This window comes from Ferrimonas balearica (genome assembly GCF_019802055.1).
Classification (GTDB): Bacteria; Pseudomonadota; Gammaproteobacteria; order Enterobacterales; family Shewanellaceae; genus Ferrimonas; species Ferrimonas balearica_A.
The window spans coordinates 1,578,194-1,592,959 of the sequence record NZ_JAHVHW010000007.1 but is presented as its reverse complement, the minus strand read 5'-3'; the positions used below and the strand labels follow the sequence as shown (position 1 = coordinate 1,592,959).

Below are 14,766 nucleotides of genomic sequence, written 5' to 3'. Positions count from 1 at the left end.
GGAACGACATGAAGCTTAATATCCCAAACATCCTCACCCTAATCCGATTGGTGATGATCCCCGTCTTCATTGCCCTGTACTACGTTCCCTGGAAGTGGTCCTACCTGGTGGCGGCCGGATTGTTCGTATTGGCCTCTCTGACCGATGCGCTGGACGGCTATCTCGCCCGTCGTCTCAACCAGTCCACTCCGTTCGGTGCCTTCCTGGATCCCGTGGTGGATAAGTTGATGGTGGCGACGGCTCTGGTGGTGTTGGTTGCCGACTACGACAATATGCTGATCACCCTGGCTGCTATCGTAATGATTGGCCGCGAGATCGTGATCTCCGCACTGCGAGAGTGGATGGCGGAGATGGGGAAACGGGGCATCGTTGCCGTTTCCTGGTTGGGTAAGTTTAAAACGGCCGCACAGATGATCGCGATTACCGGCCTGATCATTCACTTCAGCAACCCGTTGTTGACCAATATCTCCTTCGGGCTGTTGGGCGTAGCGACCTTCTTGACCATCTGGTCCATGCTTTCCTACATCCGGGCAGCCTGGAGTGATTTGACTCGACACGGATAATTTCACGTTATTGAACGTGAATTATCCCGGGGTTGTCGCCTCCCTGAGCGAAGTGCTCGAAAAGGCGGCAAACGCGCATTGAGAGGCGATTTGGCGGTTGACTTAGTTCCCCAACCCCGTAAAATGCGCAGCGTGTTCGGGGGCAAACGGCTTTACGGACAAGGGGTTAACTCCCCAGGCTTCGAAAGAAGCACTTAGACGAAGCGGCACTCGCTCAGTGTGGGTAAAGAGAGTAGCGCAACCTTAGGGAAGCGAACTCGCACACTAAAAAGTGCAAATAACGAAGCGGCACTAGCTCAGCTGGTAGAGCGCAACCTTGCCAAGGTTGAGGTCACGAGTTCGAACCTCGTGTGCCGCTCCAAATTTCGCAAACGGGCAATTGCCGGTTTGACACAAGTTAAGGCGCGTTGGCAGAGTGGCTATGCAGCGGATTGCAAATCCGTGGACCTCGGTTCGACTCCGGGACGCGCCTCCATCTTATACTCCGCCCGAGTGGTGGAATTGGTAGACACAACGGATTTAAAATCCGTCGACCTCTGGTCGTGCCGGTTCAAGTCCGGCCTCGGGCACCATTTCCACAGTCGCGATGCGGACAACATCAAAGCTCAATCCTGATAAGGGGTTGGGCTTTTTTGTTTGCCTTTCACTATGGCGCGTTCCCGACAGGCACTTCATCCAAAGCGCCTGTCGGTGGTGCGGTTCCCGCATTACTGACTAAGTGATTCGCAGGCGTCCTGAACCCATCGGGCCAGTTCTGGGCGCGCATACGCTTTGTGATAAACCAGGTAAGTGCTGATAGGGCGGTGCTTAAAGGGGAAGGGTTTCATCTCCAGTGGCAGGGATTTCATCCAGCGTCGGGCTAGGCTTTCGGGCGCCGAAGCGATGAGGTCACTTTTTGAGGCGATATTCCCCAGAGAGAAGCTGTCACTGATCACAGCACCGATGCGACGCTCCTCCAGTTGAATGCCCGCCATCCGTTGCCATGCCTGGCGGTAGAAGGCCATCTTCCATGCCACATGCTCTTCGGCGTAGTAGGTCTCGGCGTCCATCTCTCGAATGCGTGGGTGGCCCTTGCGATGCAGCACCACAATCTGGTCTTCAATCACCTTGATGCAATGAAAACGGGGATCCTCGATGGGGTAGAGCACCAAAGCGATGTCCAACTGTCGTTTGCCAAGGAGTTCCATAACCCGGCTGCCTTCCTGCAGGTAATCGTTGGTATCCAGTTCCGCGCAGTGGATGGTGAGATCATCGGGCCGTCGATCACACTCAAGCAGGGCATCCAGGAGTAGTGCTTCGTAAGCAGGGGGAAAGGCGATGTCCAGGGTGTCTCTATTGCCACTGGCTATCAGGTTACGGTGTAGGTCTGTTAACTCGTTTAAATGAGTCTCAGCACTCTCTGCGACCCGGCTTGCCAGTGCCGTGGGGGTCATACCTCGACCATCGCGGATCAGCAAGGGATCACCGACGCGTTCTCTGAGTTTATCCAAAGCCTGGCTGACTGCGGGGACTGAAATTCCGAGATACCCGGCGGTCTCTGTCAGGCTGCGGGTTTTGACCAATGCGGTCAGGAGCTCGATGTCTTGCAGAGTGTGGCGACGCGTTTTCGGCATGGGGCTCAGGCCAATCAGTAGAGTAGAACTAGATTAGGACTAAGATGCCATAGGCAACAAGGTGTTGAAATGACAAACGTGCATCAATGAGAGTGTTGAAATGAAAAGGGGGCCATTTGGCCCCCTTTGGTGTTAACTCGTTTGCTTATCGTTGATATAGCGCTCGATTAGCTGCTCCAGAACGTCCAGCGGAACCGCGCCGTTCTGCAGAACCACGTCGTGGAAGTCGCGAAGGTCGAAACGGTCACCCAACTGGGATTGTGCTTTGCTACGAAGCTCCAGGATCTTCATCATGCCGACTTTGTAGGCGGTGGCCTGACCAGGCATGACGATGTAGCGTTCCACTTCGGAAATGACGTCGGATTTCGCCATTCCGGTGTTGTCGCGCATGTACTCGATCGCTTGCTCCCGGGTCCAGCGTTTGTGGTGGATGCCGGTGTCCACGACCAGTCGCACCGCCCGGAACAGTTCCGCTTGCAGACGGCCAACATTGTCGAAGGGATCCTGTTGAAAGCCCAACTCCCAGGCCAGTTGCTCGCTGTAAAGTGCCCAGCCTTCAACGTATGCGGTGAAAGGTGACATACGGCGGAAGAAGGGCAGGCCCTCCTGCTCCATTCCCAGGGCGATCTGGAAGTGGTGTCCCGGGATGCCCTCATGGTAAGCCAGGGTTCGCATGCTATAGCGTGGGGTCGCTTTGATGTCGTACAGGTTGGCAAAGAAACGCCCTGGGCGGCTACCATCCAGCGCAGGCTGTTGGTAATAGGCACCGGGTGCGGTTTTCTCTTTAAACTCCGGAATGCGTACTACCTCCATCCCCGCTTTGGGACGGATATTGAAGGCGTCACTCAAGCCGGAGTCGATCTCATCCAGAATCGCCTGGTAGTCCTGCAGGATCTCCTGCCGACCGGCGTCGTTATCCTCGTAATAGAAGCGCGGATCCGCAGCGAGGTCTTCAATGGCTGCGGTAAATCCCGCCTCGGTATCAAAACCTTCACCGGCCAGGATAGTCAGGATCTCTGCCTGGATACGGGCGACTTCATCCAGTCCCAATTGGTGGATCTCGTCAGCGCTGTAGTCGGTAGTGGTAAACAGTTTCAGGGCCATGGCGTACGCTTCGCTGCCCTGGGGCAGGCGCCAGAAGCCATCGTCGGTATCAGCCTGGGCACTCAGCGCGACGAAGTAATCAATAAACCCCTGGTAGGCGGGGTAGACGTCGTCCCGGATGCGTCGTTCCGCCTCTGCCAGCAGGCGTTGCTGTTCATCGGCGGTGATCCCTTCGGCTTCACTCAGCTTGGTTTGCAGAGAGGCGTAGAGAATGTTCTCTGTGATGGGGGTGGCGACAAAGTCGTTCATCTCTGTCAGTACCCGCTCGATAACAAAACGGGGCGGAATGATCCCTTTTTCGGTGCGCAACCGGATGCCATCCAGGTTTTGCTCAAACTTCAGCTTCACGCCGGTCAAACGCGCCAGGTAGTTCTCCGCATCCTCCACGGTATGAACCTGATGCTGTGCCTGCATAAAGCTGGGGTAGCCATTCTGGACGCCGAACAGCTGATTCACCGGGTAGTTATGATAGCGGTAGGGTTTCGCCTCTTCGGCGTAATCCAGCAGGTAAAGCGCGATCTCTTTGGAGAGTTGGTCGGCTTCGCTCAAGCTGGCATCGTCATACTCCATGATGGTGGCGCGAATTTCGCTCACCTTTTCCATCATCTCATCGCCTTTGGCCGGGCTGTCATCATTGAGCAGCGCGTTGTGGCCCTTAATGCCCATAGACTCAAGAAAGCCGAGCGAGGTCAGCGTTTCCGGGCTATCAAACGCGATTTTGACCATCTCGCGGTCAACGAATGCCCTGAAAAACAACGGCTTCTTTGCGTACCACTCGTGTGCGGCGAACCCTCCGGCCAGAACCAGCACAGCGACCAGCGTCAGTGCGGTCCATTTGAACACCTTTTTGAACATGCTCCATTCCCTGTAGCGACGTGTCGAGCCGTTACACTAACTGGCTGAAATGGATAAATAAAGAACAGGATGTTACCAACGGTTAACGTGGAGCCTTACCGGATCACCCACGCTGATGATTCCCCCTTTTAATACCCTGGCACACAGTCCGCCATGGCCTCGCATGGCGTTAAACCCTCCCGGCCCCAACGCCTGCTCCATCTTGCTGCAGGGCGCACAGGCCCGGGTGCCCTCCAGAACGACCGGACCGATGCTGAAGGCCTGACCCTTTAACGCCATCAGGTTGATGCCGCCGATCACCAGATTGCGCCGCAGCAGGGCAGGGTCAATTGGGATACCAAGAAGTTGAGCAAGCACTTCAAGATGCTCCGCCTGGATAAGGGTAACCTGACGCGGACTTGCGGGCCGGCCGGAGAATCGATCCCCTGCCAGGCCCGACTCAGTGGATACCTCGACCCGGTCCAGGATTCTCACCGGTTGTCCCCGTCCGGTGCGCACGCCGATCCACTGCAGGTATCCCTCCTGGGGCAGGGTATGTTGGAGAGTTTCCAGTAAAGAGGACATGGCATTGGCGACTGAGGGACTCAGGCCAAGCGTAGTCCCTCAGTCGAAGTTCAGCAGCCAGTCCGACAAGCGTTCACACAGGCGCTCACTGACCCGTCCCAGCGGAAAGGATTGGCGGTAACACACCTGGTACTCCTGCCACAGGCTGTTGGGTGCGAGGGGCAGCACCTTAAACTGGCCGCTGCGTAAGCGTCGGGTCAGCAGCGGTGCTGGCAGCCAGGCCCATCCCACCTGTTGCTCTACCATATCCCGGATCTGCTCAAAGCTGGATAAGCCGATGTAGTCGTTGCTGAGCCGATGTGCGGTGTGAACTTCATGCTGCAGTGCTGCCGCCAGGGTCACCTGAGTGCTGTTTTGCAGGTCATCCTGGTCCAGGCGCGTGCGCTGGCTAAGGGGGTGGGCAGCACTGGCGACCCGTTGCAGGCGCATTCTTCCCATACTGCGTTGCAGTAGATCCGGGTGGGGGGGCAATCCAAGGCCGAATCCCAGGTCAACAGCCCCGGAGGCCACCTGAGCGGGTAGCTCCTGAGGAGTCGCCAGTACCAACACGAAGCTCATCAGGGGAAACTCCTGCTTCAGCGTCACGATGGCTTCCCGCCACCAGACTTCAGGGAGGGCATCGTCACGGGCGATGCGGATCTGGCTCTCCTGGGTCTGCAGATACTGCTGGCAGCGCTCGCGGATCCGCTGTTCGGTCGCCAGCAAACGCTCGCAATCCTCCAGCAGGGCCAGTGCCACTTCGGTAGGGACAATGGCGTTGCCGGAGCGCTCAAACAGCGTGACCCCGAATTGGTCCTCCAAGGCGGAGATAGATTGGCTGATGGCACTGCGGCTTTGGCCCACCTGGGCGGCCACCCTGGCGAGAGAGCCCAGCCGGATGGCAAGAACCAGATGGTGTAGTGCTTTGGTGTTCACAGAGGCTCCAGGGAGGATAGCGACAGTCCGGCATTCAGCGTAAGAGTAATTAAACGCTACCGGGCTGTCACCCCGGTTTTTTTATCCAACTTTTATCAGGACCACCGCGGCAATGATTACCGCGATGCCCACCCAGCCGATAGGCTTGAGCCGATGCCCCAATACTGCCTGGCCGAGCAGGGCGGTTCCAATGATCCCCAACGCCCCCCATGTGGCGTAGGCGACCGCGAGATCCATCCCTTTTACCGCCTGAGCCAGCGCCGTAAAGGCGGCGAGGATCAGGACGATGGTAGCGGTGGCCCAGCCTCGGTGTTGGAATCCTTTTGATTTGGCCGCGCAGAGGTTAGCGCCGATATCCAATAGGGCAGCCACTACCACGTAACCCATAAAGGCATTTAGCATGATGCCGCCTCCCGGTCGGGGTTTTCGCCCAAAGTAATCAGGACGATCCCGACAATGGCCAGCAGCAGGCCCAATGCAGTGATGGGGGAGGGGATCTGGCCAAGCCAGAGTATCCCCACCAGAGTGATCAGAGTGAGACCCAGTCCCTCCCACAAGGCATAGGCGATGCCGATGGGGATCCGCTTGGCGGCTCGGGCGAGAAAGTAGTAGGAGGCGCAGATAAACCCGTAAAGCAGGGCGTATTTTACCCCCTTGTCCTCCTCAATCAGGGTCATCACACTGGTGCCTGCGACTTCGGTAATGATGGCAAGAGCAAGAAAGCCCCAGCAGATCGCTTTGCTTTTCATGATGGTTCCTGGTGGCGCGGTGGTCCGCGAGACTGGACGCAGTGTAGAGGGGTGACAGCAGGGAAGCATGCTGCTGAGCGTAAGCAAAACTAACGCTGTGTGTGGATAGGGCCGAGGGATAAAGAAAGGCCCCGCATCAGAGCGGGGCCGGTAGGGGGTTAGGCTTGTTGCTGCTGCAACCGCTGATACCAGCGGCCATAAAGCAGAATCCCCAGCGCGGAGAGGCTGCCGACGGCGGCGATCAGATACCAGGCAAAGCCGATATTGTGTGTTTCGTACAGGAACTGTGTCAGAACGTAGGGGTCCTGGCCGGTAAACTCCACCAGACGCATAAAGGCTTCACCCTGAGGGATGGCGTCGACGGCGGCAACACTCATGCCCTCTTGCTCCAGCATCAGACGGGAGAAGGTCTCTTTAGACGCGTACATCTCATACAGTTTCGGGCCCCAGTAGCCCTCAAGGCCCCAGCCGATCCCCTGGGGCAGCATCACAAAGCCCAGATACATCGCCTTTTTACCCGCCGGAGCGATGTTGCCCATGAACTCGTTCTTCTTCGGGCTGATCATCATCTCGCCCAAGCTGAACAGGGCGATGGCAAAGACCATGGCCCAGGCAAAGTTGGAGCTGCCGATGATCACAAAGGCGATGATGCTGGCGACGGCGCCGGCAAACATGGCGGTCATGATGCGGAACTTGGCGGTAAGCGCGGCAATAAGGAAACAGCTTGTCATGATCATGCCGGCGTTGAGGTTCAGCATCCCCTCGGGCATTACCTTGGTGCCGCTGTTATCTAGCCCCAGCCAGAACTGAGCAAAGCCGTTTTGTGTGCCCTGCGGACCAAACAGGTCCTGGACAATTACGCGGGTATCCACCCATTCGGCAATGTGCACCGGAAGCACATCAAACAGGGCATTAAACAGGAACCAGAAACCGGCAAAAACCAGCATATAGCCGAGAACGATAGGCTTCTTAAGCTCCTGCCAGGCGTCTTTCCACAGGGCTTCCTGCTTAATCTCACCACGCTTGATCTTGGCCTGACGCTCAATGCGCTCTGCCTTACCTGGCTCTTTGTAGGCCAGCAGCATCAGGAAATTGAGGGAGATGATCGCGGCGCAGGCAAAAAACACGTTGTCCCAGGACAGCTGGCGCAGATGTACCGCCATCAGGGGGCCCAGGAAGCCACCGATGTTGACGGTCTGGTAGAAGATCCCCCACGCCATGGAGCTGTTCTCGCGGCGGGTGGCCAGCACCAGAGTGCCCTGGATGCCGGGCTTAAAGATGCCGGTACCGGTAGCAAGCAGGATGGCGCCGACCAGGAAACCGCTGAAGGTGGGAAAGAACGCCATCATCAGGTAGCCGGCGATCTTCAGTACGGTAGAGGCGAAGATGGTCTCTTTGTAGCCAGCCCGGTCGGAGATGCCGCCGGTGAAGACCGGAACAAAGGTTTGCAGGAGCGCCCAGATCATCAGAATGATACCGAAGTCGCCCATGCTGATCCCGAGGCCGCCGGCAGAAGCCGGGGCTTTGGCGTACAGGGCCGCGGAGCTTTTTACGCCGTAATAGGCCAGGCGTTCAATCAACTCCATGCCGCCCACCAGCCAGAAAACGTAACTCAGGCTGGCAATGGAAGCCCATAGGCCAAACTGTTTAACTTCCCGTAAATCGTTCGTTGCTTGTGTGTCAGTGCCGTTCATTGGTAATGCTTCGTTGTTGTTATGGGGCTGCGTCAGGCTACATCAAAGTGACATTGAATAAAAACTCCGTTAACCATGGTGGGTTCACAGGATGAAGAAGTTGGCTTTTTCTGTCGCACAAGGAGTGATAGAACAGGTCTCTAAGGGATGGATTGAGTGGGCTTATGTCACAGACAGTAATGGATGCGTCAGCCAAAGCGGCCTTGAACCACGTGGCGCGCCTGGCACGAGCCGAGCGTGATAAGGCAAGGGCCAATATCGCCCATCTGCTGGCGATGAGTGATCTGGACGACGCCCGTTGGCACGCCTGCCGAAGCCGGGTTTTGGCGGAGGCGCCCATTGCCCTTCATTTCCACCCGGACCGGCTGACGGCCAACGGCGCCCGGGTGGCAGAATCCCTGTTTGAAACCGGCCGCTACCTCAATCAATTCACCTCTGGGATCTCCGGCGGATTGCTGGATCCTGCCGCGAATGGTCGGCGCGCCCAGTGGGAGGCGCAGCTATTCGGGGAGGCTTATGGGCCACACAGTGCCCCGGATGCCCGCCCCAAGTATGGTGCCTGGCAATTGCTGCCTCACTCCGATGGCCCGTCGCCACGTTTTGGCTCCTGTTATTTCCTGCTTCACCCCCAACTGAATGCGCGCTCGACGTTTTGTTTCGGCGACTCGCACCGACTGTCCGCTGCCCGGGGTACACGTAGCGAAACGGACGCTCTGTTCTCTGAACTGCTGACCGAGTGTTTTGAACGGGACAGTGCACTGGGGCTGTCCCAACTCAGATTGCCCGACCTGCTGACCCGCTTGTCACAGGGGCCTTCCGCCCACTGGCTGGATGCACCGGCAATGGGCAACCTGGATCACTACATTGAAGCTCAGGTTCACGGAGAAGTTCGGCTGGACAGGGATGTGAGGATGCTGGTGGCGGACCCCAGCTTTATCGGCACGGATGTGGGGCAGACGCTGGAATCCCTGTCGCGTCGATATGGCTTCGAATTGAACTGGCATGGCGGATATCGACTGAAGCCCGAAGCGGTGCCGAAGGATCGGCGCGGCCCCCTGATGCCGGAAGTGGCGGAGCGGGTCAGCGCTCTGGGTCGCTCAGAGGGGCAGGGCAACTGGGTGGACGCTTATCATATTGGCCTTGCCTTGTCTGACAGCATCAAAAACCCCAGTGCCTGGCAGCACTGGGGCGAGCCTCCGTCACAGCTGTTGAAATGGCTGTGGCATCTGCTGGTGATGTCGGCGCGTTAAAGCACCTTTTTCTCCATCTCCAGCCCCTGCAGGGCGATCACCGCCTGGGTGCGGTTGCGGACACCCAGTTTCCGGAAGATGGCGGTGGCGTGCGCTTTGATGGTGGCTTCGGAGACGCCCAGATCATAAGCGATCTGCTTGTTCAGCATCCCTTCGGCAAACATCTGAAGCACCCGGTACTGCTGTGGCGTCAGCTCCGCCAGTCGGGCGCCAATATCGTTTACTTCATAACTGGGCTCTGCCAGCTCCGCCATGCCTTCCGGCAGGTAGGTGTCGCCTTCCAGAACCACGTGCAGGGCTTCGGCAATCTGTTCCGGGCTGGCGGACTTGGGAATAAAGCCCTGGCAATCGTAGGAGAGCGCCTTGGAAACCGTGGTCGGGTCCTCGTGCGCGGAGATTACCACCACGGGAACGCCGGGGTAATGGCTGCGCAGATGGATCAAGGTGGAATAGCCGTGGCTGCCGGGCATCTCCAGGTCGAGCAGAACCAGATCTGGCTGCTGAACCTTCAACTTGGACTCGAGAGTGTCGGCGCTGTCCGCTTCGTCCCATCTGGCGTCGAGTCGTCCGGCAAGAGCCTGTTTTAGCGCGCTGCGAAACAGCGGGTGATCGTCAGCGATCAGTATGTGTAACTCGGCGTGATCCATGGCGTAGGCTCGTCCTGATTATCGCATTATCGTTGTTATCAAAGATTACTGTATGAAAAATAACGACGTGATAAAAGTCACCCCGGCAAAACGCCGGGGTGGGACGGGGATCACGAACTGGCTGCAACTCAGCCCAGACGCTGGCGGCGGGCCCGACTGGCCTGTGCCAAATCCCTCAGCAAAATTTCCGATTCTGCCCAACTGAGGCAACCGTCAGTGATGCTCTGGCCGTAGGTGAGAGGCTTGCCCTGTTCCACCTTCTGGCTGCCCTCAACCAGGAAACTCTCCGCCATCACACCGGCAATGGCACGGCCATGAGGCTCAACCATCTGCGCCATTACATCACGGGCAACCTCAAGCTGACGCTTGTGCTGTTTCTGGCTGTTGCCGTGGGAGAAGTCCACCACCAGGTTGGGGATCACGCCGACCGACTGCAGTTCGTCGTGGGCGGCAATGATGTGTTCGGCCTGGTAGTTGGGGGCTTGTCCACCGCGCAGAATGATGTGACCGAACGGGTTACCGTGGGTACGGTACACGCTCATCTGGCCATCTTTATCCGGTGAATAGAAGATGTGCGGCTCCCGGGAGGCACGGACGGCGTCTACGGCGATCTTGATGTTGCCATCGGTACCGTTCTTGAAACCAACCGGGCAAGAGAGCGCTGAGGCCATCTCACGGTGGATCTGGGACTCGGTGGTTCGGGCGCCGATGGCCCCCCAGGTGATCAGATCGGCGATGTACTGACCGTTCACCATATCGAGAAACTCGGTGGCGATGGGCAGTTTCAGTTCGCTGATGGTCACCAGCAACTCACGGGCCAACCGTAGGCCTTTGTCTGCACTGAAGCTGCCATCCAGATCAGGATCGGAGATCAGTCCTTTCCAACCAACGGTGGTGCGAGGTTTCTCAAAGTACACCCGCATTACGATCTGCAGGTCCTCTTTCAACTCCTGGCTCAGTTCGGCCAGACGGCGGGCGTATTCTACCGCAGCTTTGGTGTCGTGGATGGAGCAGGGGCCGATGATAACCAGCAGGCGCGGGTCTTCCCCGCTCAGAATCGCTTCCACCTCACGGCGGGCTTGCACCAATGCGGTGGCGGCGCCATCGCTGAGGGGAAATTCCGCCGCCAGTTCGGCGGGGGAGATCACCCTGGAAAGCAGGGTAGTGCGTAGTTCGTCAGTCTTAATGGTCATGAAAACAGTCAGCCGGTGAAGCATTCGCACCGCGCAGCGCGGCACATCGTGCGGCAAATTTGGTTGAGTATACCGAATTTCCCGAGTCGATGAGTGTGACAAGAGCGGGATCTGGGCAGAAAATCGCTTGAACTTTGTGCAGTTAAGCGACTTTTTTGGAGGGAACCCGGTGGCCGCTCAAATCGCCGCCACCGGGCTGTGGGGTTAGAACATTTTTCGTTCCAATCCGGTCTCGGAGAGGATCTTGGTCGCGATCTCTTCAACGGAGTGGTACGTGGTATTAAGGAAGGGGATACGCTCTCGCTTAAACATCATCTCCACCTCTTTCACCTCCATCCGGCATTGGCGCAGTGACGCGTAGGTGCTGCCCTCCAGACGCTGGTTGCGGATCTCGTGCAGACGCATCGGTTCAATGGTGAGGCCAAAGATCTTCTTTTTATGGGCCTTCAACTCCGGTGGCAGCTTCAGGTTGTCCATATCCTCGGCAATAAAGGGGTAGTTGGCCGCCTTGATGCCGAACTGCATGGAGAGGTAGAGGCTGGAGGGGGTCTTACCGCAGCGGGAAACGCCCACCAGAATCACATCCGCCTGGTCCAGGTTCTTCATGGTGATGCCATCGTCGTTCTCCATCGCGTAGTGGATCGCATCAATACGATCCGCATAGGCGGCGTTGTCGATGGAGTGGGTGCGGTGGATGCGCGGCTCCGCTTTTACCCCCAGTTGCTGTTCAAGCGGGGCAACAAAGGTGTTGAGGAAGTCATAATCGAGCGCTTCGGAGCTGTAGATGATGGTGCGGATCTCCGGATTCACGATGGAATGAAACACCAAAGGACGCTCACCTGTTGTAAAAAAACAGTCATTCAGTTTCTGCTTGACTTCTTCCGCCTTGTCTAAGGTTTCAACGAAGGGGATGGTAATTTGTTCAAACTCAATGGGAAATTGTGAGAGTACCGCATGACCAAACACTTCTGCTGTGATGGCGGTGCCATCGGAGATATAGAACACCTTACGTCCCATTCTGACCTCATGTCGTAATAAAATTACAAATAAAATTAGCGATTTACGCTCCAACCGTCCCCAGTGTAAAATGCCCGCGCCCCGACAGGAAGGGGCCCTACTTAAACCGAGGTTGTGAGGATAGAACTGTGACCCAATACGTACTCTGGTACCAGGAACTTGGCATGCACGATGTCAACCGGGTGGGCGGCAAGAACGCTTCCCTGGGTGAAATGATCAGTAACCTGGCCAACGCTGGTGTACAGGTACCCGGTGGTTTTGCCACCACCGCTGAGGCATTCAACGAGTTTCTTGAGCAAAGTGGACTGAACGAAAAGATCTACGCTCTGCTGGACACCCTGGATGTGGACGATGTTAACGCCTTGGCTGAAGCCGGCAAGAGCATCCGTCAATGGATCATCGATACCCCGTTCCAACAGGAACTGAACCACGCCATCGAGCAGGCTTACGCTCAGCTCTCCAAAGACGGTGGCGACGAAGTCTCCTTCGCCGTACGCTCCTCTGCCACCGCCGAAGATATGCCCGACGCCTCCTTTGCCGGGCAGCAGGAAACCTTCCTCAACGTACGTGGCATTGATGCCGTAAAACTGGCTGTCCACCACGTATTCGCCTCTCTGTTTAACGATCGCGCCATCTCCTACCGTGTACACCAGGGCTATGACCACCGCGGTGTGGCTCTGTCCGCCGGTGTGCAGCGCATGGTGCGTTCCGACAAGTCCTCCTCCGGTGTGATGTTCTCTATCGACACCGAATCCGGTTTTGAAGACGTGGTCTTCATCACCTCCGCCTATGGTCTGGGTGAGATGGTGGTGCAGGGCGCGGTTAACCCGGATGAGTTCTACGTACACAAGCCGACTCTGGCCAAAGGTTTCAACTCCATCGTGCGTCGTAACCTGGGCTCCAAGCTGGTGCAGATGACTTACTCTGCCGACCAGAGCCACGGCAAGCAGGTGCAGATCGGCGATGTGCCGGCTGAACTGCGCGGCCAATTCTCCATCACCGATGCCGAGGTTCAGGAACTGGCCAAGCAAGCGGTGATCATCGAGAAGCACTACGGTCGTCCGATGGACATCGAGTGGGCCAAAGATGGTCTGGATGGCAAGCTGTACATCGTACAGGCCCGTCCGGAAACCGTACGTTCCAACGAAGATGCTCAGGTGATTGAGCGCTTCAACCTGGCTTCCCGCTCCTCCGTACTGTGCGAAGGCCGCGCTATTGGCCATAAGATCGGTGCCGGTACCGCCAAGGTGCTGGACTCCATCGAAGATATGGACAAGATCCAGCCCGGTGACGTTCTGGTAACCGACATGACCGACCCGGATTGGGAACCGATCATGAAGCGCGCTTCTGCCATCGTGACCAACCGTGGCGGCCGTACCTGTCACGCTGCGATCATCGCTCGTGAGCTGGGTATCCCGGCAGTTGTGGGCTGTGGCAACGCCACCAGCGCCATCGCCAACGGTGCCAAAGTGACCGTGTCCTGCTCCGAAGGTGACACCGGCTTCATCTACGACGGTGAGCTGGAGTTCTCCGTAAGCGAGTCTCGCGTAGACGCGCTGCCGGAACTGCCGATGAAGATCATGATGAACGTGGGTAACCCGGATCGCGCTTTCGACTTCGGTCGTCTGCCGAACGAAGGCATCGGCCTGGCCCGTCTGGAGTTCATCATCAACCGCATGATCGGCGTACACCCGAAGGCCCTGCTGAACCTGGAAGACCAGGACGCGGGTACCAAGGCTGAAATCGCTGAGATGATGGCAGGTTATGATGACCCGCGTGAGTTCTACATCTCCCGTCTGGCGGAAGGTGTGGCCACCATCGCGGCGTCTGTCTATCCGAAGCGCATCATCGTTCGTATGTCTGACTTCAAGTCCAACGAGTACGCCAACCTGGTGGGCGGTGACCGCTACGAGCCGGAAGAGGAAAACCCGATGCTGGGCTTCCGTGGTGCGTCCCGTTACATCGACGACAGCTTCCGTGACTGCTTCGCCCTGGAGTGTGAAGCGATCAAGCGCGTTCGCGGTGAGATGGGCCTGACCAACGTCGAGATCATGATCCCCTTCGTTCGCACCGTCGGTGAAGCGGAAGCGGTGATCGCTGAGCTGGGCAAAAACGGTCTGGAGCGTGGTAAGGACGGTCTGCTGGTGCAGATGATGTGTGAGCTGCCCTCCAACGCCCTGCTGGCTGATCAGTTCCTGGATCACTTCGATGGCTTCTCCATCGGCTCCAACGACATGACTCAGCTGACTCTGGGTCTGGATCGTGACTCCGGCATCATCAGCCACCTGTTCGACGAGCGTGACGCTGCCGTTAAGGCGCTGCTGTCCATGGCCATCAAAGCCTGTAAGGCGCGTGGCAAGTACGTGGGCATCTGTGGTCAGGGTCCGTCCGACCATGAAGACTTCGCCCAGTGGCTGGCGGAAGAGGGCATCGACTCCGTTTCCCTCAACCCGGACACCGTAGTGGACACCTGGTTGTTCCTGGGTAAGAAGCTGGCCAAATAAGGTCACTCGATAACGTCATAATTCCTTGACGACAAAAAAGCCGCTCACTGAGCGGCTTTTTTTTCTTTGTGTATCCCATGGGGCACAATGACGCGAAA

General features: G+C 57.4%; 13 protein-coding genes and 3 tRNA genes. 6 read left to right on the top strand and 10 right to left on the bottom strand.

Annotation, left to right across the window (positions count from 1 at the left end):
• Positions 1–8 precede the first annotated feature (8 nt).
• The 4 genes from pgsA (at position 9) to KUV52_RS14855 (ending at position 1,135) form a co-directional block, all read left to right on the top strand.
• Positions 9–563, top strand: a complete 555-nt coding sequence (pgsA, locus tag KUV52_RS14870; protein ID WP_222526701.1) for a CDP-diacylglycerol--glycerol-3-phosphate 3-phosphatidyltransferase — start codon at positions 9–11, stop codon at positions 561–563.
• 285 nt (positions 564–848) lie between these two features.
• Positions 849–924: transfer RNA gene (locus KUV52_RS14865), tRNA-Gly, on the top strand.
• A 40-nt stretch (positions 925–964) separates the two neighbouring features.
• Positions 965–1,038, top strand: a tRNA-Cys gene (locus tag KUV52_RS14860).
• An 11-nt stretch (positions 1,039–1,049) separates the two neighbouring features.
• A tRNA-Leu gene (locus KUV52_RS14855) sits at positions 1,050–1,135 on the top strand.
• 135 nt (positions 1,136–1,270) lie between these two features.
• Here the strand turns inward: KUV52_RS14855 and KUV52_RS14850 are convergent.
• From KUV52_RS14850 to KUV52_RS14820, 7 genes are all read right to left on the bottom strand, one after another.
• A complete protein-coding gene (locus KUV52_RS14850; protein WP_222526700.1) occupies positions 1,271–2,176 on the bottom strand; it encodes a LysR family transcriptional regulator in 906 nt (301 codons plus the stop codon).
• A gap of 132 nt (positions 2,177–2,308) precedes the next feature.
• Positions 2,309–4,135 (bottom strand): DUF885 domain-containing protein, encoded by a 1,827-nt coding sequence (locus tag KUV52_RS14845; protein WP_222526699.1) that lies wholly within the window; start codon positions 4,133–4,135, stop codon positions 2,309–2,311.
• Between the two features lie 72 nt (positions 4,136–4,207).
• A complete protein-coding gene (locus KUV52_RS14840; RefSeq protein ID WP_222526698.1) occupies positions 4,208–4,699 on the bottom strand; it encodes an MOSC domain-containing protein in 492 nt (163 codons plus the stop codon).
• A 39-nt stretch (positions 4,700–4,738) separates the two neighbouring features.
• Entirely contained in the window at positions 4,739–5,614 is an 876-nt protein-coding gene (locus KUV52_RS14835; RefSeq protein ID WP_222526697.1) for a LysR family transcriptional regulator, read from the bottom strand.
• 81 nt (positions 5,615–5,695) lie between these two features.
• Positions 5,696–6,016 carry an SMR family transporter gene (locus tag KUV52_RS14830; RefSeq protein ID WP_222526696.1) on the bottom strand — a complete coding sequence of 107 codons (321 nt, stop codon included), beginning with the start codon at positions 6,014–6,016 and terminating at the stop codon, positions 5,696–5,698.
• Positions 6,010–6,363 (bottom strand): DMT family transporter, encoded by a 354-nt coding sequence (locus KUV52_RS14825; RefSeq protein ID WP_261389994.1) that lies wholly within the window; start codon positions 6,361–6,363, stop codon positions 6,010–6,012. The genes KUV52_RS14830 and KUV52_RS14825 overlap by 7 nt, the downstream gene beginning before the upstream one ends.
• Before the next feature lie 158 nt (positions 6,364–6,521).
• Positions 6,522–8,057 (bottom strand): MFS transporter, encoded by a 1,536-nt coding sequence (locus KUV52_RS14820; RefSeq protein WP_222526695.1) that lies wholly within the window; start codon positions 8,055–8,057, stop codon positions 6,522–6,524.
• A gap of 164 nt (positions 8,058–8,221) precedes the next feature.
• Here KUV52_RS14820 and KUV52_RS14815 point away from each other — a divergent pair, with 164 nt between their 5' ends.
• Positions 8,222–9,307 carry a DUF3626 domain-containing protein gene (locus tag KUV52_RS14815; RefSeq protein ID WP_222526694.1) on the top strand — a complete coding sequence of 362 codons (1,086 nt, stop codon included), beginning with the start codon at positions 8,222–8,224 and terminating at the stop codon, positions 9,305–9,307.
• On the opposite strand, the gene KUV52_RS14810 is transcribed toward KUV52_RS14815, so the two are convergent.
• The 3 genes from KUV52_RS14810 to KUV52_RS14800 all read right to left on the bottom strand — a co-directional run bounded on the left by KUV52_RS14810 (position 9,304) and on the right by KUV52_RS14800 (position 12,164).
• Positions 9,304–9,954 (bottom strand): response regulator transcription factor, encoded by a 651-nt coding sequence (locus KUV52_RS14810; RefSeq protein ID WP_222526693.1) that lies wholly within the window; start codon positions 9,952–9,954, stop codon positions 9,304–9,306. The genes KUV52_RS14815 and KUV52_RS14810 overlap by 4 nt on opposite strands.
• Before the next feature lie 128 nt (positions 9,955–10,082).
• Positions 10,083–11,147 carry a 3-deoxy-7-phosphoheptulonate synthase gene (locus tag KUV52_RS14805; RefSeq protein WP_222526692.1) on the bottom strand — a complete coding sequence of 355 codons (1,065 nt, stop codon included), beginning with the start codon at positions 11,145–11,147 and terminating at the stop codon, positions 10,083–10,085.
• Positions 11,148–11,351: 204 nt separating this feature from the next.
• Positions 11,352–12,164, bottom strand: a complete 813-nt coding sequence (locus KUV52_RS14800; RefSeq protein WP_222526691.1) for a pyruvate, water dikinase regulatory protein — start codon at positions 12,162–12,164, stop codon at positions 11,352–11,354.
• Positions 12,165–12,292: 128 nt separating this feature from the next.
• Between KUV52_RS14800 and ppsA the strand changes: the two genes are divergently transcribed.
• The gene (gene ppsA / locus KUV52_RS14795; RefSeq protein WP_222526690.1) at positions 12,293–14,668 is read left to right on the top strand and encodes a phosphoenolpyruvate synthase; all 2,376 of its coding nucleotides are present in this window, start codon (positions 12,293–12,295) and stop codon (positions 14,666–14,668) included.
• Positions 14,669–14,766 lie beyond the last annotated feature (98 nt).

Bases quoted from the DNA above. Each gene is read 5' to 3' on its own strand.
- KUV52_RS14830 (WP_222526696.1), bottom strand. From the start codon at position 6,016: ATGCTAAATGCCTTTATGGGTTACGTGGTAGTGGCTGCCCTATTGGAT.
- KUV52_RS14820 (WP_222526695.1), bottom strand. From the start codon at position 8,057: ATGAACGGCACTGACACACAAGCAACGAACGATTTACGGGAAGTTAAA.
- KUV52_RS14840 (WP_222526698.1), bottom strand. From the start codon at position 4,699: ATGTCCTCTTTACTGGAAACTCTCCAACATACCCTGCCCCAGGAGGGA.
- KUV52_RS14810 (WP_222526693.1), bottom strand. From the start codon at position 9,954: ATGGATCACGCCGAGTTACACATACTGATCGCTGACGATCACCCGCTG.
- KUV52_RS14815 (WP_222526694.1), top strand. From the start codon at position 8,222: ATGTCACAGACAGTAATGGATGCGTCAGCCAAAGCGGCCTTGAACCAC.
- KUV52_RS14805 (WP_222526692.1), bottom strand. From the start codon at position 11,147: ATGACCATTAAGACTGACGAACTACGCACTACCCTGCTTTCCAGGGTG.
- KUV52_RS14825 (WP_261389994.1), bottom strand. From the start codon at position 6,363: ATGAAAAGCAAAGCGATCTGCTGGGGCTTTCTTGCTCTTGCCATCATT.
- KUV52_RS14800 (WP_222526691.1), bottom strand. From the start codon at position 12,164: ATGGGACGTAAGGTGTTCTATATCTCCGATGGCACCGCCATCACAGCA.
- pgsA (WP_222526701.1), top strand. From the start codon at position 9: ATGAAGCTTAATATCCCAAACATCCTCACCCTAATCCGATTGGTGATG.
- KUV52_RS14845 (WP_222526699.1), bottom strand. From the start codon at position 4,135: ATGTTCAAAAAGGTGTTCAAATGGACCGCACTGACGCTGGTCGCTGTG.
- KUV52_RS14850 (WP_222526700.1), bottom strand. From the start codon at position 2,176: ATGCCGAAAACGCGTCGCCACACTCTGCAAGACATCGAGCTCCTGACC.